Genomic DNA, 21,122 nt, shown 5'->3' with positions numbered 1-21,122 from the left:
TGCAACCCGGATACGTCACCCGGATTGCGCGCCAAGATCCAGCCGGAAAGACAGGAACCCGTCTCCGCATTCCCCCAGAAGCTCCAGCGCGAGATCGCCGGGCAGGGGGTGGTTGGCCGCACCTGCGCCGGTGTCGAAGCGGGCGGATGTACGGGGCAGGCGGCGAAACCGCCAAGCGGGGATGTCGGGCGAAACCCGGCCACGCGTGTGCCGAACATGCTGACTCAGGATGTCGCGCAGCGCGACGGGCGCGATGGGCACGGTCCGGTCGAGACCGCCGCCGGGATAATGCCCGCCACCGCCCGCGCGATATTCGCTTGTAGCAAGCAGGAACCGCTGCGAGGGATCGAGCGGCGCTCCGCCAAAGTGGACATCATGAACCCGCTGCGCGGTCGGGGACACGATCCGGCCTTCGGTGTTGTAGCGCGGGGGGTGTGACAGGTCGATTTCGTAGGAGAGACCATAGATCGCTTCGCGGTTATAGGCGGGCGTGTCGCGGTCAAACAGCAGCTGGTCCGGTGTGTTCGGCACAAGCTGATTGTAGAGGCTGGCCGACATTTCGAGCCACTCGACCAGCTCTGCGCCGGTCATTTCGAGCAGGCTCAGGTGGTTGTCGAACGCCTGCAGGTCGGCGATTGCACGCATGGCCATGGGGCCAGCGGCCACGTCAGAGTAATTGCCGCTGCCGGCACGTCCCCCGCATTTGAGCGGTGAGGCCGCGGAGAGAACCGGAAGATGGGCCAGCGGCCCTCTCGCCAGTTCGCGGGTGACATGGGCCAGCATGGCCTCGGCCATGATCCGCACGGAACGGTCGTCCTGTGCCATGGCGAAATAGCTGTGGGCCGGGGCGTCGAGGGTGGCGACGATTTTGCGCGTGGCAGCAAGGGTTCGGGCATGGGCCGGGGCGAGCAGGTCGACGAGTTTCGGGTCTTCGGGGGTATTGGCTGTGGGCAGGGCGTGGCTGGCTTGGGTGCACACCCGCCAGCGCCCCGCGCGGCGTTCAAGAACGAGGTCGATCAGACCCAGATGCGACGCCGCTGCGCCGGGCATGACGGCCGGGATGCCGTTGACCGTGCCGGCATTGGTATCGACCCCGGCCTGTCCGGCCAGTTGCGGCCCCGGGAAGACCCGGTGCACATGCCCTGCGACCAGCGCGTCCACGTCCGGCAGCGCAGCGATATGGCTGGCCGCGTTTTCCATGTTGTCCACGCGCGGGGCGTCGGAGATCCCCGAATGGGCAAGCGCGACGACGATGTCGGCCCCCTCGGCCACGAGCAGTGCCGCCGTTTCGCGCGCCGCGTCAACCATGTCGCGCGCCACAAGGCGCCCGGCAAGGCGCATCCCGTCCCATTGCATCACCTGCGGAGGTGCGACGCCGAACAGGCCAAGTTTGACATGGGCCGGGCGCCCCGCACCGTCGGTCGTGGCAAGCTCAAGCATCACGCGGTCCTGCCAGAGACCGCCAAAGGGTTGATCCGGCCCCGTCTCCGCCTCGAGATTGGCGCAGAGCAACGGGAACTGCGCCTGTTTCAGCACCGTGCGCACGTCGTCGGGAGCCGGGTTGAATTCGTGGTTTCCCAGCGCGACAGCGTCATAGCCAAGGTGGGTCATGGCCGTGATCGCCGGGTGGGCGGCGCCTGCGTTCTTGCCGATATGGGCATCCGCCAAGGGCGTGCCTTGCAGGAAGTCGCCGTTGTCCAGCAGGATCGCCCCCGGCCTGGAGTGACGCAGGCGGGTGATCAGGGTCGCCGCGCGGGCCAGCGACGGGGTCGCAACCGGACGGTCGGAAAAATAGTCATAGGCCAGCAGCGCCGCGTGCACGTCGCTGGTTGCGAGGATCGACAGGGACACCTGGTCCGATCCTGTGGCGAGGCGTTCGGGTAAGTCACTTTCGGGCAAGCGTGGTCCGCCGTATGTTGATTTCTATCAATGGGATACCTGTCCTTGCTAAAGGGTTTGCCATAATGCGGCATGGATGCAATCCCCGATTTCCGGAAAATCCTCACAACCCTGAAGAGAGGATTTACGGCAACATTCCCCAGAAACAGAGAGGCAGTTTCGATTGCCCCGGCATCGGCAAAGTGGCAAGCCTGCGCCGAGGGAGAATGATATGAGACATGCGGAAACAGTCACCTTTGGCGGCTCGGAGCTGGACCGGGCCGGAGAAATCCGCGGCGATGCGGCTGAGATCGAGGCGCTGCTGGCCGATCCATCGAGCCGGGCGATTGCCCTTTGGCGGGGCAAACCGCTTTGCGCGGGCGCGGCGCTGGACAATCTGGTGCGCCTGCCCGTGGATCATGCGCTGTTCGGGGAAACCAAGGTGCCGCCGATCCTGCTCGGACGGGAAGAGGGGGGCGCCTGTTTTGCGCGTGATGTGTCGGCATGGACGCCCGAGGATCTTGATCAGGAGAGCCTTGGGCAGTTCTTCGATGCCAGCCTGCAGCACCACCCGCTTTTGCCCGACGATCATCAGTTCTGCGAATTGCGCGGGGTGATGTCGCGGTTGTCGGCGCGGGATGCGGAGCTTGCCGCCACAGCGCGCGCGATTTTCGGCTGGCACAGGTCGCATCGGTATTGCGCGGCCTGCGGGTCGGAAAGCCGGATGGCGATGTCCGGGTGGCAACGGAACTGCCCGGCCTGTGGCACGCCGCATTTCCCGCGCACCGATCCGGTGGTGATCATGCTGATCACCCATGGCAACAAGGTGCTGATGGGGCGCAGCCCCGGCTGGCCCGAGGGGATGTATTCCTTGCTGGCCGGGTTTGTCGAGCCGGGCGAACCGCTGGAGGCGGCGGTGCGGCGCGAGGTGCTCGAGGAGGCCGGTATTCGGGTCGGCGCGGTGGATTATCTTGCCAGCCAGCCTTGGCCCTATCCGTCATCGCTGATGTTCGGGTGCCGGGGCGCGGCGCTGAATGACGATATCACGCTGGATGAAAACGAGCTGGAAGACGCGATCTGGGTGTCGCGCGAGGAGATCATGGAGTCCTTTGCGGGGCTGCACCCGGTTCTCAAACCCGCACGCAAGGGCGCGATTGCCCATTTCATCCTGCGCAACTGGCTTGCGGACCGGTTGGATTGAGGCGACAATGGCGCCATCCATGTAAACACCAAAAAAGGGCAGAGCAGCCATGGAATTCACCGCCAGGGAAGACATCGACGTCCCGATCGAACAAGCCTTTGAAATGGTGACGGATTTCGAACAGTTCGAGCGGGCCGCGCTGCGGCGCGGAGCCGAGGTGAGGCGGCTGGATGATCTCAACCGCCCCGGTGTCGGCGCAAAGTGGCAGGTCGAATTCAAGTTTCGTGGCAAGCCGCGCGAGATGGATCTGGAAGTCACAGATTTCGACCGCCCCAACGAAATCAAGCTGCACGCCAAGATCCAGGGAATCGAATCGGACATGAAGATCGAGCTTGTCGCCCTGTCGCGTACCCGGACCCGGATCAATATCTGGACCGGGCTTTCGGCCAAGACGCTGTCGGCGCGGCTGCTGCTGCAATCGCTGAAACTGGCGCGCGGCACGCTGACGGAACGGCTTGAAAAACGCGTCACCGCCATGGGACGCGACATGGAAGACCGGTTCAGCCGGATTGCCTGATCCTAGCCGACGTCGCGCCCGCGCGCAGCGGGGTAGACGCCCAGAATGGTTACGTCATTGGTGAAATAGCGCAGCTCTTCCATCGCGAGGCGCACGTTGCGGTCCTCGGGGTGGCCCTCGATATCGGCGTAGAACTGGGTTGCGGTAAAGCTGCCGCCCACCATGTAGCTTTCCAGCTTGGTCATGTTGACGCCATTGGTGGCAAAGCCGCCCATCGCCTTGTAGAGCGCCGCCGGGATGTTGCGCACCTCGAAGACGAAGGTGGTCATCATGTTGGCCCCGGCGCGGCGCGAATAATCCGGTTCCCGCGACATGATCAGGAAGCGCGTGGTGTTGTTGCTCTGATCCTCGATATGGCGCGCCAGAACGTCCAGCCCGTAGATTTCACCGGCAAGTTCCGAGGCCAGCGCTGCAAGGCTGGGGTCACCCTTTTCGGCCACGTGTTTGGCCGATCCGGCGGTGTCGGCGCCGGTGATGCGGTGAATGCCGTATTCGCGCAGGAAGTCCTGACACTGGCCCAGAAGCACGGTGTGCGAGATTGCGTTCTTCACCTCGGCCAGAGGAGTGCCGGGCAGGGCCAGAAGGTTGATATGCACCCGCACGAAGGCTTCGTCGATGATGTGCAGCCCCGAGTCGGGCAACAGCGAGTGAATGTCCGCCACGCGCCCGTAGGTGGAGTTTTCTACCGGCAGCATGCCCAGTTCAGCACGGCCCGATTTGACGGCGTCGATCACGTCTTCAAAGGTCCGGCAGGGCATCGCCTCCATGTCGGGGCGTGCGTCGCGGCACGCCTGATGCGAATAGGCACCGGGTTCCCCCTGGAATGCGATACGATGGGTCATTTCTGTCATTTCCGTGTGTTTGGCGCCCCTTGGGCGTTTGGTCGCGGTAACTATACCTTGCGTTCGCTTAGGGGAAGCGGATAGATACCCCGCAAACGCCACGAGATGGAAACGTAGCATGTTCGACACGATGACAATGACGAAAGTCCTGGGTGCCTTCTGTGGCGCTCTGCTGATTTACCTTTTGGGCGCCTGGGCCGCCGAAACGATCTATCACACCGGCCCGTCCGGCCATGGCGACGGCCATGCCCAGCAGGCTTACGTGATCGAGGTCGAGGGCGAAGAAGGTCACGGTGCCGCCGAAGAAGAAGCCGGCCCGACGCTGGAAGAGCTTCTGGCCTCGGCCGATGTTGCCAAGGGCGCCAAGGTTTTCAGCAAATGTAAAGCCTGCCACAAGCTGGAAGACGGCGCCAATGCGACCGGCCCGCACCTCTACGGTGTTGTTGGCCGCACGGTAGATGGCGTCGAAGGATTTGGCTATTCCGGCGCCCTTGTGGCAGTGGCCGACGTCTGGAGCCCGGAGAACCTCGATGGTTTCCTTGCCAACCCCAAGGGTTTTGCACCGGGTACCAAGATGTCGTTCTCGGGCCTGAAAAAGGCCACCGACCGCGCCGACCTGATCGCCTACCTGGACAGCCTCGACGACTGATCCAGACCGGGTTACCAATTTAAAAGGCCGCTGCTTGATTGCAGCGGCCTTTTTCGTTTGCGCAGAGTTGTGCGTTCTTCAGGCCCTTTCGGACATTCCATTCGGGGAAGGGGCGCTTTCACGCCTTGTTGACGCATTCGGAACTTGAATGTCGGGGGCAAGCACCCTTAGCTAGGGGTCAACAAAAAGACGACCAACCGTCAGGGGAAACGCCATGATCCGAGCCCGTGTTGCGTGCAGCAGACTTCATTCGCTTGAAACCCTGAGTCGATGGCTTGTGGCCGGGGCGGCCGCGCTGGGGGTGATGGTGGCGGCGCAATCCGTGCGCGCCGAAGGTGACGGGGTCATTCGCAGCCATGGTTATTCCTATTTCGGGGACCTGACATATCCGGCGGATTATCCGCATTTCGACTATGTCAACCCGGAGGCCCCCAAGGGGGGCGAGATCGCGCTCTGGGCGCCGGGGACGTTTGATTCCCTGAACCCCTATAGCCGCAAGGGCCGGGCCGGGCGCTATAGCTGGATGATGTATGAGAGCCTGCTTGGCGATGCGCCCACGGGTGGCGGGATGCCGGCGGATGTTTATGGCGAATCCTATGGGCTTCTGGCCGAGCGACTGGAATATGACGCGGGCAAGACCTGGGTGATTTTCTACATGCGGCCCGAGGCCAAGTTCTCGGACGGCACGCCGGTGACGGCGCATGACGTGGTGTTTTCGCATAACCTGCTGTTGGAGCAGGGCTTGCCGTCTTATGCGCAGGCGGTGAAGAAACGGGTGCTGAGTTCGGAGGCGCTGGACGATCACACGGTCAAGTTCACCTTTGCCGAGGGGATTTCGCGCCGCAGCCTGATTGATCAGGTGGGCGGGGTGCCGGTGTGGTCGCAGAAATGGTTTGAAGAGACCGGCGCGCGGCTGGATGAGCCGCGTCTGGATGCCTCGCCCGGATCGGGGCCCTATATCGTGGACAGCTACGAGGTGAACCGGCGGATCGTTTACAAGCGCAACCCGGACTACTGGGGCTGGCATTTGCCGATCAACAAGGGGCGGCACAATTTCGACCGCATCCGCATCGAGTATTTCGCCGATGACTCGGCCGCGTTCGAGGCGTTCAAGGCCGGGGAGTACACATTCCGTGCGGAAGGGAACTCGAAGCAATGGGCGACGGGGTACAATTTCCCGGGCATCGACAAAGGCTGGGTAAAGAAGGAAGAGCTGCCGGATGGCACGCCGCCGACGCCGTCGGGGATCGTGTTCAACCTTGGCAAGGAGGTCTTGCAGGACCGGCGGGTGCGTGAGGCGATCACGCTGGCCTATAATTTCGAATGGACCAATGAATCGCTGCAATACGGGTTATTCAAGCAGCGCAATTCCTTTGTCGAGGGCGCGCCGCACGAGGCCAAGGGGGTGCCTGAGGGTAAGGAGCTTGCCCTGTTTCAGAGCCTTGGCGACCTTGTGCCGGAAGAGATCCTGACCGAACCGGCGGTGGTTGCGCATGAATCGAGCCCCAAGCGGGAAGTGGACCGGCGCAACCTGCGCGCGGCGTCGAAGCTTCTGGACGAAGCGGGCTGGGAAGTGGGCGATGACGGAATGCGCCGCAATGCCAAGGGTGAGAAGCTCACGCTGGTCTTCCCGTACCCGTCGTCGGCCTCGGCCACATTGGGCGCGTTCATCGAGGTGTTCGTGCAGAACCTTCAGCGCATGGGCGTGGACGCCAAACAGGACAAGGTGGACCCGGCACAGTACACACTGCGCGAACGCGAGCGGGATTATGACTTGATCTTTGACAGCTATGTGGCGTTCCTCGACACGGGTACCGGACTGCATCAGCGCTATGGCTCGGCCGAGGCGGCGTTTTCGCTCTTTAACCCGGCGGGGCTGGCCAGCCCGCTGGTGGACAAGATCATCGACATCTCGCTTGAGACAGAGACCCGCGAGGACCGCGACGTGGCGCTGATGGCGCTGGACCGGGTGCTGCGCTGGGAGCGGTTCATGATCCCGGTCTGGTACAATGACAGCGTGTGGGTCGCTTATTACGACCAGTATGAATATCCCGACCCACTGCCGACCTATGCGCTGGGCGAGCTGGATTTCTGGTGGTTCAACGCGGAAAAAGCGGCCCGGCTTCGCTCCGAAGGCGCGTTGAGGTAATCCCGCCATGGGCGCCTATATTCTTCGCAGGCTTCTGCTGATCATTCCGACGCTTTTGGGCATCATGATCATCAACTTCACGCTGGTACAGTTCGTGCCCGGTGGTCCGGTCGAGCAGGTTATTGCCCAGATGCAGGGGCAGGGGGACGTGTTTGAAGGCTTTGCCGGGGGCGGGCAGGACGCCGGGAACCTTCAGAACGAAGACTTTGCCGGGAGCGCCGGGGGCAACAGCAAATATGCCGGGGCGCAGGGGCTGCCGCCCGAGTTCATCGCGCAGCTGGAAAAGGAATTCGGCTTTGACAAGCCGCCGCTGGAGCGGTTCGTCGGCATGATGGGCAACTATCTGAGGCTGGATTTCGGCGAGAGCTATTTCCGCAAGATCAATGTGACCGACCTTGTGCTGGAAAAGATGCCGGTGTCGATCACGCTGGGGCTTTGGTCGACGTTGATTGCGTACCTCGTGTCGATCCCGCTGGGCATCCGCAAGGCGGTCAAGGATGGGTCGCCCTTTGATACGTGGACGAGCGGCGCGATTATCGTGGCCTATGCCATTCCGGGGTTCCTGTTCGCGATCATGCTGCTCGTGCTGTTCGCAGGTGGGTCATATTGGAAGCTGTTCCCTTTGAGGGGGCTGACTTCGGACAATTTCGAAGAGCTGACGATGATCGGTAAGGTGCTGGATTATTTCTGGCATATTACGCTGCCGGTGATCGCCTCGACGATTGCGGCCTTTGCGACGCTGACGCTTTTGACCAAGAACTCGTTTCTGGACGAGATCAAGAAGCACTACGTGATGACAGCGCGGGCCAAGGGGCTGAGCGAAAACCGGGTGCTTTATGGGCATGTGTTCCGCAATGCGATGCTGATCGTGATTGCGGGCTTTCCGGCGGTGTTTATCGGGGTGTTCTTTGGCGGGTCTGTGCTCATCGAGACGATTTTTTCGCTCGACGGGCTGGGGCGGCTGGGGTTCGAGGCGGCGGTGGCGCGCGATTACCCGGTGATCTTTGGCACGCTGTTCATATTCGGCCTGATCGGCCTTGTCGTCGGGATTCTCAGCGACCTGATGTATGTGCTGGTCGATCCGCGGATCGATTTCGAGCGGAGGGAAGGCTGATGGCGTTGTCCCCTCTCAATCAACGCCGCTGGCGCAATTTCAAACGCAACCGGCGGGCGTTCTGGTCGCTGATCATCTTTTCGGTGGTGTTTTTCGTGTCGCTCTTTGCCGAGGTGTTGGCCAATGACAAGCCGATCCTCGTCAACTATCGCGGCGAGTATTTCACGCCGGTGTTCAAGTTTTATCCCGAGACCACCTTTGGCGGCGATTTCAAGACCGAGGCCGATTACAAGGACCCGGTGGTGCAATGCCTGATCGCGACCGGGGGCGTCGAGTTCTGTTTCGATGAGCCGGAAGATATCATCGAAGAGGTCAAGGCAGGCAGCTACGCGGAGGACGGGTTCGAAAAGGGCTGGGCGCTCTGGCCGCTCATTCCCTACAGCTATGACACGCCGGTGGATCGCCCCGGCGCGGCCCCTTTGCCGCCGAACGCGCAGAACTGGCTGGGCACTGACGATCGCAAGCGCGATGTGGTGGCCCGTGTACTTTATGGCTTCCGCTTGTCGATCCTGTTCACGCTGATGGTGACGACGCTGGCCAGCGTCGTCGGCATCATCGCGGGCGCGGTGCAGGGGTATTTCGGTGGCTGGGTCGACCTGATCTTTCAGCGGGTGATCGAAATCTGGGGCGCGACGCCGAGCCTTTACATCATCATCATCCTGTTCGCGGTGCTGGGGCGCAGTTTCTGGCTGCTTGTGTTCCTGACCGTGTTGTTTGGCTGGACCGCCTTGGTGGGCGTGGTGCGGGCCGAGTTCCTGCGGGCGCGCAACCTTGAATATGTGCGCGCGGCCAAGGCGCTGGGCGTGAGCAACCGGGTGATCATGTTCCGGCATATGCTGCCCAATGCGATGGTGGCGACAGTGACGATGCTGCCCTTTATCGTGACGGGCACGATCTCGACCCTTGCGGGGCTGGATTTCCTTGGCTTTGGGCTGCCCTCGACGGCGCCGTCGCTGGGCGAGCTGACGCTTCAGGCCAAGCAGAACCTGCAGGCGCCGTGGCTGGGCTTCACCGCGTTCTTCACCTTTGCCATCATGCTGTCGCTGCTGGTCTTCATCTTTGAAGGCGTGCGCGATGCGTTTGATCCCAGAAAGACCTTTTCATGAGTGCGCCTGTCTGTAACAGCAAGCTGCAATGTCAGCGCAATGGGCTGGCGGGGACGGCGGCGTTTCTGTCGGCGGTGATCCTTGGCTGGGCCGGGTATGATGTCTATGGCGCGGGGCTGTCGCTGTCTGCGGCGGCGATGTTTGTCACGCTTTTGGCGCCGGTCTGGTTGTCGGTTGGCTATGTCGCGGTGATGCGCTGGCAGTCGCGGGCGGTCGGCTGGGCTGGGCTTGCCATTGCTACAGGCGGGACCGCGTGGGGTGTCTTTGTCCTCAACGGAGTGGCGCGTCTATGAGCATTCTCGAAGTCAAAGACCTGCGTGTCGGGTTCCGGCAGGACGGGCGCGTGGTGCCGGCGGTCAGGGGCGTGTCGTTCACGGTGGATCGCGGCGAGACGGTGGCCTTGGTGGGCGAGTCCGGGTCGGGCAAGTCGGTGACGGCGCTTTCGACCGTGTCGCTGTTGCCCGCAAGTGCCGAGATCGCCGGGTCGGTGACCTATGACGGGCAGGAGATGATCGGTGCGGACGAGGCAAGGCTGCGCGAGGTGCGGGGCAATGACATCTCGTTCATTTTTCAGGAGCCGATGACCTCGTTGAACCCGCTGCATACGCTGGAAAAGCAGCTGGCCGAGAGCCTTGCCCTGCATCAGGGGATCGTGGGCGACGCGGCGCGGGTGCGGATCATCGAGTTGATGGAAAAAGTCGGCATTCGCGATGCGGAAAACCGGCTGGGGGCCTATCCGCACCAGTTGAGCGGTGGGCAGCGGCAGCGGGTGATGATCGCCATGGCGCTGGCCAACAAGCCCGACATCCTGATCGCTGACGAGCCGACGACGGCGCTGGACGTGACCATCCAGGCGCAGATCCTTCAGCTTCTGGCAGATTTGAAGGCCGAAGAAGGGATGGGGCTTTTGTTCATCACCCATGACCTTGGGATCGTGAAACGGATCGCGGACAAGGTCTGCGTGATGAAGGATGGCGAGATTGTCGAGGCCGGGCCGGTGGCCGAGATTTTCGCCAATCCCAAGCATCCCTATACGAAGAAGCTTTTGAGCGCGCGGGCCGTGGGTGCGCCCGATCCGGTCGAGGAAGGCGCGCCGGTGGTGGCCAAGACGGATCACCTCAAGGTCTGGTTCCCGATCCAGCGCGGTTTTTTCAAGAAGACCGTGGGCCATGTGAAGGCCGTCAATGACGCGACGATTTCGGTCCGGGCCGGGGAGACGCTGGGCATCGTGGGCGAAAGCGGGTCGGGCAAGACCACGCTGGCGCTGGCGATCATGCGGCTGATTGCGTCCGAGGGAGGGATCACCTTTGACGATCGCGATGTGCGCAAGTGGTCGACGCGCGAGCTGCGGTCGTTACGCAAGGACATGCAGATCGTGTTTCAGGACCCGTTCGGGAGCCTGTCGCCGCGCATGACCTGTGAACAGATCATTGCCGAGGGGCTGGGCGTGCATGGCAATCCGGATGGGCGCCCGACGCAGGAGCTGGTTGCGGAGGTGATGGTCGAAGTCGGGCTCGACCCGGCGACGATGCACCGCTATCCGCACGAGTTTTCCGGCGGGCAGCGGCAGCGGATCGCGATTGCGCGGGCGATGATCCTGCGGCCCAAGCTGGTGGTGCTGGATGAGCCGACAAGTGCGCTTGATATGACGGTGCAGGTGCAGATCGTGGACCTGTTGCGCAATCTGCAGCGCAAGTACGGGCTGGCCTATCTGTTCATCAGCCATGATCTGCATGTGGTGCGCGCCATGTCTCACAAGATCATGGTGATGAAGGCGGGCGACGTGGTGGAGCAGGGCGAGGCGCAGTCGCTGTTCAATGCACCTCAGACCGAGTACACGCGCAACCTTTTGGCGGCGGCGCCGGATTTGTTCAGCTGAGTCGCGGGCGGCGCATGCGGGACGCCTCCGGCGGGAGTATTTTTGGCAAAATGAAGAGGGGGCGGGTCAGAGCCCCTTGAGGTCGATCATGATCAGCCCGTGGTCCGAAGCGTGGGGGCGGTGGGTGCCGACCGTGTCGAGGCGGGCGCCCGTGTGGCGGCGAGCTTCGAAGCCCAGCCCCTCGCGCAGGATGGTTGGGGTTGCGCTCGGAAAGCGTTGGGCCAGCGCGGGAGAGGCCAGCATCACGTCAGACGCGGTGTAGAAATCGCCGATGGGGCCGGGATAGCTCCAGCGATCCTTTTCCGGCAGACGGTCAGAGAGGTCGACGGAAAAGCTGCCGCGCAGGGGTTTGGAAGCCCCGTGCCCGGCGCGGGCTTCGTTGAGATCGCCAAGGATCAGCCAGAGCGCGTTTTGTGGGTCGGGAAAACGGGTTTCGATGATGTGGCGGATCGCCAGCGCTTCGAGGTGGCGGGTCTGGAAGGTGGCGGTGGTGTCCGGGTAGGGCGCCTTGAGGTGACACAGGAACAGCGACAGGCCGGGCAGGGCGACTTCAAGGCAATCGCGGCGCAGGATCGGCGCGTCGGGGTTGACGTTTTCGGGTGTTGGGAGGCCCGCGCGGCGCGGCGTGAGGTTGGCGTGGCTGATCACGGCAAGCGGGTTGACGCGGGACATCAGAGCAACGTCAAAGCCGCGCCCGTCATTGCCGGGCAGGCAGTGGCGGTGGGGATAGGGGGCGCAGCCTGTGTCGCGCAGGTATGTGTCGTGGAAATGGTCGAGCGTGTCCTGATCGAACACTTCCTGAAGTGCCACCACGTCGGCGTTGGCCTTGGCCAGAAGTGCGGCGGTCAGAGCGCGGTCATAGCTGTCGAGTTGATCGGCGGCGGGTCCGGTGTCTTCGGGCAGATCACGATCACGTGCCCCATCAAGGCGCGGACCCGAAGGTCCGCGCCTGAGGCGCATGTTCTGCACGTTGAAACTGGCAAGCCGCATCGCATTCCCCGGGTTCGGGGCGGATCAGATGGCCGAGCTGTGACCCGCCTTGTCGAGATCATAGGCATCGAGCGCGCGGGCGACCATACGTGTCAGCGGGCGCGCGTCTGGCGGGATGAAAAGCCCGTCCGGTCCAAGGGTCAGCATGCCGGGGAACTGGGCCATCACATCGTCATACATGGCGTTGAGACGGTCCGGCGTGATCCCGAACGTGTCGATGATCTCGGCCGAGTTGATGCGGAAATCGCACATCAGGGCTTCGATCATGCGGCCGCGCAGCTTGTCCTCTGCGGTGAACACATGCCCGCGCGAGGTGGTGAAGGCGCCGTCGCGGATACGGCCCGTATAGGCCGAGGTGGCCGGGGCGTTCTGGGCGTACCCTTGAGGGAAGCGGGCAATCGAGGAGGCCCCGACACCGATAAGCACATCGGCGGTGTCGTCGGTATAGCCCTGGAAATTGCGGCGCAGGGTGCCGTTTTCCAGTGCCACGGAAAGACCGTCTTCCTTGGTCGCGAAATGGTCGATGCCGATCTCGACGTAATTGTCCCACATGAACAGCTTGCGCGCGGTTTCAAACAGGGCAAGACGTTCCTGCGGTGTGGGCAGGGCGTCCGACGGAATCATCTGCTGGCGCTTGGCCATCCACGGCACATGGGCATAGCCGTAAAGCGCAACGCGATCCGGTGAGAGCGACAGGAGTTTCTGCACGCTTTCGGTGATCCGGGCCTGTGACTGGTGCGGCAGGCCAAAGAGGATGTCGGCATTGAGGCTTTTGACCCCGTGGGCGCGAATCGCTTCGACCGCGTCGCGGGTGATGTCGTATCCTTGGATGCGGCCAATCGTCTTTTGAATCTCGTCGTCGAAATCCTGCACCCCGATCGAAGCACGGTTCATGCCTGCCTTGGACAGTACCGCGAGGCGGGCATCGTCGATCTCGTTGGGGTCGATCTCGACCGAGAATTCGCCATTCTCCGCCATGGGGGCGACATCGAAGATGGCCCCCGCGAGGTCTTCCATCATGCCCGGTTCCAGCAGGGTTGGCGTGCCGCCACCCCAATGCAGGCGCGAGAGCGTAACACCTTCGGGTAACGTGTCTTTGAGCAGTTTCAGCTCGGCTTTCAGCGTTTCCACATAGGCGGCCACGGGCGAGGCGCTGGCGGTGCCTTGGGTCCGGCAGGCGCAGAACCAGCAGAGGCGCCGGCAGAACGGCACGTGCACATAAAGCGAGACCTGGCTTGCGACCGGAATGGCGCGTATCCAGGAAGCATAGGTTTCGGGCGTCACGTCATTGTTGAAATGAGGTGCCGTCGGGTAGCTGGTGTAGCGCGGCACTTTTGCGTCGAACAGTCCCAGCTTTGCCAATTGAGTTTTCGTTTCCATAAGATTACGCTTAGCCGCAGACAGTCAGGGCTATCCTTGACCCAGATCAAGCGCGAACATGAACAAACTGAACGACGATGTACTCCATATCTCGCAGGATTGCGGGAACTGTCCGATACGGCATCGGGCGGTTTGTGCCCGCTGTGAGAGCGACGAGTTGGAGCAGCTTGAGGAAATCAAGTATTACCGGAGCTTCGAAGCCGGCCAAACCGTGATCTGGTCCGGGGACCGGATGGATTTTGTCGGCTCGGTGGTGTCGGGAATCGCGTCGCTGACGCAGACGATGGAAGACGGGCGCACGCAGATGGTCGGCCTGCTGCTGCCGAGCGACTTTGTCGGGCGGCCCGGACGGATGGCGGCGGCTTATGACGTGGTGGCCACCACGGACATGGTGATGTGCTGTTTCCGCAAGAAGCCGTTTGAGCAGATGATGGAGCAGACGCCGCATATCGCGCAACGATTGCTTGAAATGACTCTCGACGAGCTGGACGCGGCGCGCGAATGGATGCTGGTGCTGGGTCGCAAGACCGCGCGCGAGAAGATCGCGAGCCTGTTGTCGATCATTGCCCGCCGCGATGCGACGCTGAAGCTTGACGGGATGCAGGGGCCGCTGGTGTTTGATTTGCCGCTGACCCGCGAGGCGATGGCGGATTACCTTGGCCTGACGCTGGAGACGGTAAGCCGGCAGATGTCGGCGCTCAAGCGGGACGGGGTGATTGAACTGCAAGGCAAGCGGCATGTGACCATCCCCGATTTCTCGCGCCTGTTGAACGAGGCCGGGGACGATGCCGATGGCGGGATCATGGCCTAGGCTTCTTGCCGGATGCGTTACACCCTGAAAAGCCGCCCGGTTGGGCGGCTTTTGTCGTTCAGGGGCAAAGCGCTGCGGGGCGTTGGCTTAATGTGCGAGGAAGACCGGGATGTCGGCCTGTTCCAGCATGTTGCGCGTGGCGCCGCCGAGAATGGCTTCGCGGAAGCGCGAGTGGCCATAAGCGCCCATGACCATCATCTCGGTCTCGGTATCGCGCGCGTGGCGCAGAAGGATGTCCGAAATGCGGGGCAGGGTCTTGGACAGCACGTCGACCTCGACGCGCACGCCATGGCGCGACAGGAATTGCGACAGGAGACCGCCGGGATCTGAGCGGTTGGGGCCGTGGGTGGGCGGATCGACCACGACCACGCGCACGAGATCGGCAGCCTGCAGGAAGGGCAGGGCGGCCCGCACCGCGACCAGCGCCTCGGAGCTTTCGTTCCAGCCGATGGAGATGGTCCGGGGCTGGGTGATCGCAGGTTTGTCGTCAGGGACCATCAGCACTGGGGCCTGACCTTCGAACAGCGCCGCCTCAAGCGTCGGTTCAAGCTCGGCGCCGCGGTCGTCGCCATAGGGTTTGGGCAGGATCACCAGATCGGCGAACCGGGCATGGGCCGCGACATGGCGCCCGAGATCGGCAATCTGGGCGACGCCGGAATCGGTGGCCCAGCGAATGCCGGAGCCCTTGAGCAGGGCCTTGGCGCCGTCCTCGATCTTCTGGGATTCCGTCTGAGCCTGATTCAGAGTTTCCTGCAGAATCATGGCGTTGGCGCCAGCGTAATAGTAGCCTGCCTGACTGCGATCTACGCCAAGGCACAGCACGTCGTAATGGGCATCCTGCGTTCCGGCCAGCGCGATGCCCTGCGCAATCGGACCTTCGGCCAGATCGGAGTTGGTCAGCACGGACAGCAACGATTTGTAGGCCATATTGGCACTCCCGTGATATTGATAAGCTATATGCGATATGCAAGTTTTCATGTGGGGCGTCGAGCTACCCCGAGTGGACATCCCTGATAGGGACGCATTTCAGAAAACCGTGCTTTGATGCAGATCAAGGCAAAGTTTACGCTGCAGCCGCAAAAAGCGGTCAGTCTGAAACAGCCGAGGTGCGTGCGAGTCGTGCCTTGGAAAAGACGTAAAAGACGTAAGGGACGCAAAATGGTTAATTATATCAAGCTGATCGCGCTTGGTCTCATCACGCTTCTGGCGATGATGGCGGCCAACTACGCGCGCGATGTGGCTTACCTGGTACATGCCCTCATTGTGACGGCAGTGTCTGGTGGCCTGTTTATCTGGACCCTGCGGAGAGTTGGCACCACCGTGTCGCACCCGCAGGACGAATATTTCGACTCCGTGGTGCGCGCCGGCGTGATCGCGACCGCCTTCTGGGGCGTTGTCGGCTTTCTGGCAGGCGTTTTCATCGCTTTCCAGCTGGCATTTCCGGTACTGAACTTTGAATGGGCACAGGGCTATGCCAACTTTGGCCGCCTGCGTCCGCTGCACACTTCGGCGGTGATCTTCGCCTTTGGTGGTAACGCCCTGATCGCGACCTCGTTCTACGTGGTTCAGCGCACCAGCGCGGCGCGCCTCTGGGGCGGCAACCTTGGTTGGTTCGTGTTCTGGGGCTACCAGCTCTTCATCGTTCTTGCCGCCACCGGCTATCTGCTGGGCGGTACGCAGTCGAAGGAATACGCGGAACCCGAATGGTATGTTGACCTGTGGCTGACCGTCGTCTGGGTGGCCTATCTCGCCGTTTTCCTCGGCACGATCATCAAGCGGAAAGAACCCCACATCTACGTGGCGAACTGGTTCTACCTGTCGTTCATCGTGACCGTGGCCATGCTGCACCTCGTGAACAACGCCACCATCCCGGTGTCGATCTTCGGTTCGAAATCGGTGATCGTCTGGGCCGGTGTCCAGGACGCAATGACCCAGTGGTGGTACGGCCACAATGCTGTGGGCTTCTTCCTGACGGCAGGCTTCCTGGGCATGATGTACTACTTCATCCCGAAACAGGCCGAACGCCCCGTGTTCTCGTACAAGCTGTCGATCATCCACTTCTGGGCGCTGATCTTCATCTACATCTGGGCTGGTCCGCACCACCTGCACTATACCGCGCTGCCTGACTGGGCGTCGACGCTGGGCATGGTGTTCTCGGTCGTGCTGTGGATGCCGTCCTGGGGTGGCATGATCAACGGTCTGATGACGCTTTCGGGCGCATGGGACAAGCTGCGCACCGATCCGGTGATCCGTATGATGGTGATCTCGGTAGGCTTCTACGGCATGTCGACCTTCGAAGGTCCGATGATGTCGATCCGCGCCGTGAACTCGCTGTCGCACTACACTGACTGGACCATTGGTCACGTGCACTCGGGTGCTCTTGGCTGGAACGGCATGATCACCTTTGGTGCCCTGTACTTCCTGGTTCCGGTTCTGTGGAAACGTGAGCGCCTCTACTCGCTGACCCTCGTCAGCTGGCACTTCTGGCTCGCCACCATCGGCATCGTGCTTTACGCCGCGTCGATGTGGGTCACGGGCATCATGGAAGGCCTGATGTGGCGTGAAGTGGACGCAAACGGCTTCCTCGTGAACTCGTTCGCCGACACCGTTGCCGCGAAGTTCCCGATGTACGTTGTTCGTGGTCTGGGTGGACTTATGTTCCTCGCTGGTGCCGTGATCATGTGCTACAACCTGTGGATGACTGTACGGAAGTCGCCGGCCAAAGAGTCGAGCCTTTCCGTTGCGGTCCCGGCTGAATAAGGAGGGCCGGAGCAATGGCAATTCTCGATAAACATAAAATCCTCGAGACCAACGCGACCCTCCTGCTGATCTTCAGCTTCCTGGTCGTAACCATCGGCGGCATCGTGCAGATCGCACCGCTGTTCTGGCTGGAAAACACCATCGAAGAGGTGGAGGGCATGCGTCCCTACACCCCGCTCGAGATGGCCGGTCGCGAGATCTATATCCGTGAAGGGTGCTATGTCTGTCACAGCCAGATGATCCGCCCGATGCGCGACGAGGTCGAGCGTTATGGTCACTACTCGCTGGCAGCGGAGTCGATGTACGACCACCCGTTCCAGTGGGGGTCCAAGCGGACCGGGCCTGACCTGGCGCGCGTGGGTGGCCGTTACTCGGACGACTGGCACGTTGACCACATGCGCGATCCGCAGTCGGTGGTGCCCGAGTCGGTGATGCCGAAATATGGCTTCCTCGAGAAGAAGAAGATCGACGGGAAGTATATCGGTGATCTCATGGCAACCAATGCCATCGTGGGTGTGCCCTATACTGAAGACATGATCGCCAACGCTCAGGCCGACTTTATGGCCCAGGCAGATCCCGACAGCGATTATGACGGGCTGCTGGAGCGCTATGGTGAGAACGTGAACGTGCGCAACTTTGACGGCCAGCCTGGTGTGTCCGAGTTGGATGCGATGATCGCCTATCTTCAGATGCTGGGCACGCTGGTCGACTTCTCGACCTTCACCCCTGATGCGTCGCGGTAAGGAACGGGAAAATGGAAACATATTCCCTTCTGCGTGAGTTTGCCGACAGCTGGATGTTGTTGTTCCTGTTTGCCTTCTTCATCGGAATCATCCTCTGGGTGTTCCGTCCGGGGGCAAGCAAGGAATACCGCGAAACCGCGGACATCCCGTTCCGGCACCAAGACAAACCCGCCACGGACGAGGAGGCGAGGACATGAGTAAGAAACCTGTTCAAAAAGGTAACCAGGTCGAAACGACCGGCCACAGCTGGGACGGGATCGAAGAGTACAACAACCCGCTTCCCAAGTGGTGGGTCTGGATCTTCTACGCCTGTATTGTTTGGGGGATCGGCTATTCCATTGCCTATCCCGCATGGCCCGGCATCAAGAGTGCAACCGCTGGCGTTCTGGGCTTTTCGACCCGCGCCAACGTGCAGGCCGACATTGATGCGGCAGCTGCCAAGCTGGCGCCGATCAATGCCAAGCTGGAAGCGGCAGAGCTGACCGAAATCGCGAATGACGCGGAGCTGAGCGCCTATGCGGTTTCCGCAGGTGCAGCTGTGTTCAAGACCTGGTGTGCCCAGTGTCACGGCTCGGGTGCTGCCGGTGCGGTGGGATATCCCAACCTGCTGGACAACGACTGGCTGTGGGGTGGCGACATCGAGTCGATCCACACCACGATCACCGTTGGTATCCGCCAGCAGGCGGACGCGGATAACGACTATCTGCGCCAGTCCGAGATGACCGCCTTTGGCGATCTTCTGGAAGCCGAGCAGATCGACGCTGTGGTGAACTATGTGATGTCGCTTTCGGGTGACGCACAGGATGCCTCCAAGGTGGCCGAGGGTGCCGTTGTCTTTGAAGAGAACTGTGCCTCGTGTCACATGGAAGACGGGACGGGCGACCGTGCCCAGGGTGCGCCGAACCTGACGGATGCGATCTGGCTCTATGGCGGCGACTATGCCACCATCAGCGAGACCGTTGTCGGGGGCCGCAAGGGCGCAATGCCCGCGTGGAACGAGCGTCTGAGCGAAGCGCAGATCCGCGCCGTTGCGACCTATGTTCATGGACTGGGTGGCGGCGAATAAGCCAGCTGTCGAAGACAAGGGAAAAGGGGCCGCTGTCGCGGCCCCTTTTTCATTTTCGGCCCTGTCCTTTAGGGTCAGGACCCATTGATTTCCGGTTGGCGGCATGATTCACGACTCGAAAAACGAGCGGTAAACATGTCTGATCTTTTCTGGTTGAGCGACGCGCAGATGGCGCGCCTTGAGCCCTTCTTCCCCAAGTCCCATGGCAAACCTCGTGTGGATGATCGCCGGGTGCTGAGCGGCATTATCTTCATCAATCGCAACGGGTTACGATGGCGTGATGCTCCCAAGGAATACGGCCCGCACAAGACACTCTACAATCGCTGGAAGCGTTGGAGCGACAAGGGCATCTTCGCCGAGATGCTGATTGGTTTGGCTGCTGATCATGGTGAAGAGAAAACGGTCATGATCGACGCCACCTATCTGAAGGCTCATCGCACGGCGTCCAGTCTGGGTGTGAAAAAGGGGGGCGTGGGCGTCTGATTGGGCGCACCAAGGGCGGCATGAACACAAAGCTGCACGCCATTTGCGACAGCCAAGGACGTCCTCTGAACCTCTTTGTGACAGCCGGTCAGGTCAGTGATTACACCGGCGCACGGGTTCTCGTTGGCAGCCTGCCAAAAGTAGATTGGCTGCTCGGAGATCGTGGTTACGACGCCGATTGGTTCAGAGAAGCTTTGAAAGACAAAGGGATACGCGCCTGCATCCCCGGTCGAAAACAGCGGAAGAAAACGGTGAAGTACGACAAGCGCCGCTAAAAACGGCGCAACCGCATAGAAATCATGTTCGGCAGGCTCAAGGATTGGCGGCGGGTCGCGACCCGTTACGACAGATCCCCAAAGGTATTCCTGTCAGCCATCGCGCTGGCGGCACTCGTCATTTTCTGGCTATGAGTCCTGACCCTAGATACTACGAAGTACATGAATACGACGTAGGCGCTGTCAAAGCCTTCCTTGCTGTAGCCGACGGCATTGCCTTTTTGGGTGAGTGCCGTTGACCCTCAGGAAAGCCTCTGTCTGAACAGGCAAGGACAGGGGGGGATTCCTTTAATAGGGCAGAACGAAAGGGACTGCATGACCAAACCGATTATTGCTCTGACGGCTTTTCTGATGGTGATCTGTCTTCCGCAGTTAGCAGCTGCAGATCCTGATAAAAATCTTGAAACCATGATCAAGGCGGCGCGGGAGTTGGAATGGGCGCTTCCTGAAAACCGCGCGTATTTGCTGATCAAGAACGAAACGATTGAATCCCCGGTGGGGGTGATATTTGGATACGTAGACAACAGAGTGGCTTGCCAGGAAATCGCTGAAGCCCTTAGTAATCCTGCTGCTCGGGTAGGCACATTTCAGTGTCACGCGGTCTACTGAAGTAGGGCAGGAGCGAGGGGTTCTGCTTCGCCAAGCCGTTCCCCAGTAACGGTTTTCCGATTTTAACTCCCCTTCTCGTAATCTGCCCCCAGGTTAGCGGCCAGACCGAACCCCAGCCCCTACAGTATGTCGAAACCGGCGCGACCCTTTGCTCACCTCAACCTTAGCAAACGTTAACATTAGCTCCACTTTGATTTTCGCTCTCCCTACCTGGGGTCGATTCCGGCTGAGTGCAGAATGACACCCTGAGGCTCCCGCCCCCGTCTTTTGCCCTCGGTTTTGAGCCCTCTGCAGGAGCTGACCGATCGTGAGATCGGCCTGCGCGTCCTCACGGGCCAAGGCGCACAGATCGACACGACCACAGCTGCAGGACGGCTGGTTTTTGGCATCTTCGCTGCACTGGCTGAATTTGAACGGGAATTGATCCGCGAACGCACAGTCGCGGGTCTCAGAGCGGCACGGGCGCGAGGGCGCAAAGGCGGGCGTAAATTCGCGTTGACCAAAGCCCAGGTGCGCCTCGCGCAGGCAGCCATGTCCAGTCGCGATACCTCTGTCTCGCAACTCGCCGCAGAACTCGGGGTCAAACCCGTCACAATTTACAGATATGTCGGACCCAACGGTGAACTCAGAGAGAACGGAAGACGCGTACTGGCTGCCTAACGTACGATCC

20 protein-coding genes and 1 pseudogene are annotated in these 21,122 nt (G+C 61.4%); 16 read left to right on the top strand and 5 right to left on the bottom strand.

Annotation, left to right across the window (positions count from 1 at the left end; all coding sequences use genetic code 11):
• Positions 1 to 15: 15 nt before the first annotated feature.
• Positions 16 to 1,899: a bifunctional 2',3'-cyclic-nucleotide 2'-phosphodiesterase/3'-nucleotidase gene (locus ACS3QZ_RS09600; RefSeq protein WP_456037639.1), complete on the bottom strand. Its 1,884-nt coding sequence runs from the start codon at positions 1,897 to 1,899 to the stop codon at positions 16 to 18.
• A gap of 211 nt (positions 1,900 to 2,110) precedes the next feature.
• On the opposite strand from ACS3QZ_RS09600, the gene nudC reads away from it, so the two are divergent.
• Both nudC and ACS3QZ_RS09590 read left to right on the top strand, forming a co-directional pair.
• Positions 2,111 to 3,079, top strand: coding sequence for an NAD(+) diphosphatase (gene nudC, locus ACS3QZ_RS09595; RefSeq protein ID WP_456037638.1), 969 nt, complete (start codon positions 2,111 to 2,113; stop codon positions 3,077 to 3,079).
• 49 nt (positions 3,080 to 3,128) lie between these two features.
• A complete protein-coding gene (locus tag ACS3QZ_RS09590; RefSeq protein ID WP_456037637.1) occupies positions 3,129 to 3,596 on the top strand; it encodes an SRPBCC family protein in 468 nt (155 codons plus the stop codon).
• 2 nt (positions 3,597 to 3,598) lie between these two features.
• Here ACS3QZ_RS09590 and ACS3QZ_RS09585 read toward each other — a convergent pair whose 3' ends face one another.
• A complete protein-coding gene (locus ACS3QZ_RS09585; protein ID WP_093090513.1) occupies positions 3,599 to 4,438 on the bottom strand; it encodes a prephenate dehydratase in 840 nt (279 codons plus the stop codon).
• A 118-nt stretch (positions 4,439 to 4,556) separates the two neighbouring features.
• On the opposite strand from ACS3QZ_RS09585, the gene ACS3QZ_RS09580 reads away from it, so the two are divergent.
• From ACS3QZ_RS09580 to ACS3QZ_RS09555, 6 genes are all read left to right on the top strand, one after another.
• Complete coding sequence (locus ACS3QZ_RS09580) at positions 4,557 to 5,087, top strand: c-type cytochrome (RefSeq protein WP_456037636.1); 531 nt, start codon at positions 4,557 to 4,559, stop codon at positions 5,085 to 5,087.
• Positions 5,088 to 5,301: 214 nt separating this feature from the next.
• Positions 5,302 to 7,236, top strand: a complete 1,935-nt coding sequence (locus tag ACS3QZ_RS09575; RefSeq protein WP_456037635.1) for an extracellular solute-binding protein — start codon at positions 5,302 to 5,304, stop codon at positions 7,234 to 7,236.
• Positions 7,237 to 7,243: 7 nt separating this feature from the next.
• Positions 7,244 to 8,350 carry a microcin C ABC transporter permease YejB gene (locus ACS3QZ_RS09570; RefSeq protein WP_456037634.1) on the top strand — a complete coding sequence of 369 codons (1,107 nt, stop codon included), beginning with the start codon at positions 7,244 to 7,246 and terminating at the stop codon, positions 8,348 to 8,350.
• Positions 8,350 to 9,456 carry an ABC transporter permease gene (locus tag ACS3QZ_RS09565; protein WP_456037633.1) on the top strand — a complete coding sequence of 369 codons (1,107 nt, stop codon included), beginning with the start codon at positions 8,350 to 8,352 and terminating at the stop codon, positions 9,454 to 9,456. The genes ACS3QZ_RS09570 and ACS3QZ_RS09565 overlap by 1 nt, the downstream gene beginning before the upstream one ends.
• Positions 9,453 to 9,749 (top strand): hypothetical protein, encoded by a 297-nt coding sequence (locus ACS3QZ_RS09560; RefSeq protein WP_456037632.1) that lies wholly within the window; start codon positions 9,453 to 9,455, stop codon positions 9,747 to 9,749. Before ACS3QZ_RS09565 ends, ACS3QZ_RS09560 begins: the two co-directional genes overlap by 4 nt.
• Positions 9,746 to 11,335: an ABC transporter ATP-binding protein gene (locus ACS3QZ_RS09555; protein ID WP_456037631.1), complete on the top strand. Its 1,590-nt coding sequence runs from the start codon at positions 9,746 to 9,748 to the stop codon at positions 11,333 to 11,335. The genes ACS3QZ_RS09560 and ACS3QZ_RS09555 overlap by 4 nt, the downstream gene beginning before the upstream one ends.
• Positions 11,336 to 11,401: 66 nt before the next feature.
• Here the strand turns inward: ACS3QZ_RS09555 and ACS3QZ_RS09550 are convergent, their stop codons facing one another.
• The gene (locus ACS3QZ_RS09550) at positions 11,402 to 12,325 is read right to left on the bottom strand and encodes an endonuclease/exonuclease/phosphatase family protein (RefSeq protein ID WP_456037630.1); all 924 of its coding nucleotides are present in this window, start codon (positions 12,323 to 12,325) and stop codon (positions 11,402 to 11,404) included.
• A gap of 24 nt (positions 12,326 to 12,349) precedes the next feature.
• Positions 12,350 to 13,705 (bottom strand): oxygen-independent coproporphyrinogen III oxidase, encoded by a 1,356-nt coding sequence (gene hemN / locus ACS3QZ_RS09545; protein WP_456037629.1) that lies wholly within the window; start codon positions 13,703 to 13,705, stop codon positions 12,350 to 12,352.
• A gap of 58 nt (positions 13,706 to 13,763) precedes the next feature.
• On the opposite strand from hemN, the gene fnrL reads away from it, so the two are divergent.
• The gene (fnrL, locus tag ACS3QZ_RS09540; RefSeq protein WP_456037628.1) at positions 13,764 to 14,516 is read left to right on the top strand and encodes a transcriptional regulator FnrL; all 753 of its coding nucleotides are present in this window, start codon (positions 13,764 to 13,766) and stop codon (positions 14,514 to 14,516) included.
• Between the two features lie 87 nt (positions 14,517 to 14,603).
• On the opposite strand, the gene ACS3QZ_RS09535 is transcribed toward fnrL, so the two are convergent.
• The gene (locus ACS3QZ_RS09535; protein WP_456037627.1) at positions 14,604 to 15,443 is read right to left on the bottom strand and encodes a universal stress protein; all 840 of its coding nucleotides are present in this window, start codon (positions 15,441 to 15,443) and stop codon (positions 14,604 to 14,606) included.
• Positions 15,444 to 15,674: 231 nt separating this feature from the next.
• On the opposite strand from ACS3QZ_RS09535, the gene ccoN reads away from it, so the two are divergent.
• The 7 genes and pseudogenes from ccoN to ACS3QZ_RS09500 all read left to right on the top strand — a co-directional run bounded on the left by ccoN (position 15,675) and on the right by ACS3QZ_RS09500 (position 21,112).
• On the top strand, positions 15,675 to 17,276 hold the full coding sequence (gene ccoN / locus ACS3QZ_RS09530; RefSeq protein ID WP_456037626.1) for a cytochrome-c oxidase, cbb3-type subunit I: 1,602 nt from the start codon (positions 15,675 to 15,677) through the stop codon (positions 17,274 to 17,276).
• Positions 17,277 to 17,290: 14 nt separating this feature from the next.
• Positions 17,291 to 18,019: a cytochrome-c oxidase, cbb3-type subunit II gene (gene ccoO, locus ACS3QZ_RS09525; RefSeq protein ID WP_456037625.1), complete on the top strand. Its 729-nt coding sequence runs from the start codon at positions 17,291 to 17,293 to the stop codon at positions 18,017 to 18,019.
• An 11-nt stretch (positions 18,020 to 18,030) separates the two neighbouring features.
• The gene (locus tag ACS3QZ_RS09520) at positions 18,031 to 18,216 is read left to right on the top strand and encodes a cbb3-type cytochrome c oxidase subunit 3 (protein WP_093090485.1); all 186 of its coding nucleotides are present in this window, start codon (positions 18,031 to 18,033) and stop codon (positions 18,214 to 18,216) included.
• Positions 18,213 to 19,085, top strand: a complete 873-nt coding sequence (gene ccoP / locus ACS3QZ_RS09515) for a cytochrome-c oxidase, cbb3-type subunit III (protein WP_456037624.1) — start codon at positions 18,213 to 18,215, stop codon at positions 19,083 to 19,085. The genes ACS3QZ_RS09520 and ccoP overlap by 4 nt, the downstream gene beginning before the upstream one ends.
• 135 nt (positions 19,086 to 19,220) lie before the next feature.
• Positions 19,221 to 19,978 (top strand): annotated as a pseudogene (locus tag ACS3QZ_RS09510) (IS5 family transposase).
• A gap of 180 nt (positions 19,979 to 20,158) precedes the next feature.
• Positions 20,159 to 20,452, top strand: coding sequence for a hypothetical protein (locus ACS3QZ_RS09505; RefSeq protein WP_456037623.1), 294 nt, complete (start codon positions 20,159 to 20,161; stop codon positions 20,450 to 20,452).
• A gap of 279 nt (positions 20,453 to 20,731) precedes the next feature.
• Positions 20,732 to 21,112 carry a recombinase family protein gene (locus tag ACS3QZ_RS09500; RefSeq protein ID WP_456037622.1) on the top strand — a complete coding sequence of 127 codons (381 nt, stop codon included), beginning with the start codon at positions 20,732 to 20,734 and terminating at the stop codon, positions 21,110 to 21,112.
• Positions 21,113 to 21,122: the final 10 nt, after the last annotated feature.

Source organism: Shimia sp. W99 (assembly GCF_053851455.3).
This window is presented reverse-complemented; position numbering and strand designations above follow the sequence as displayed.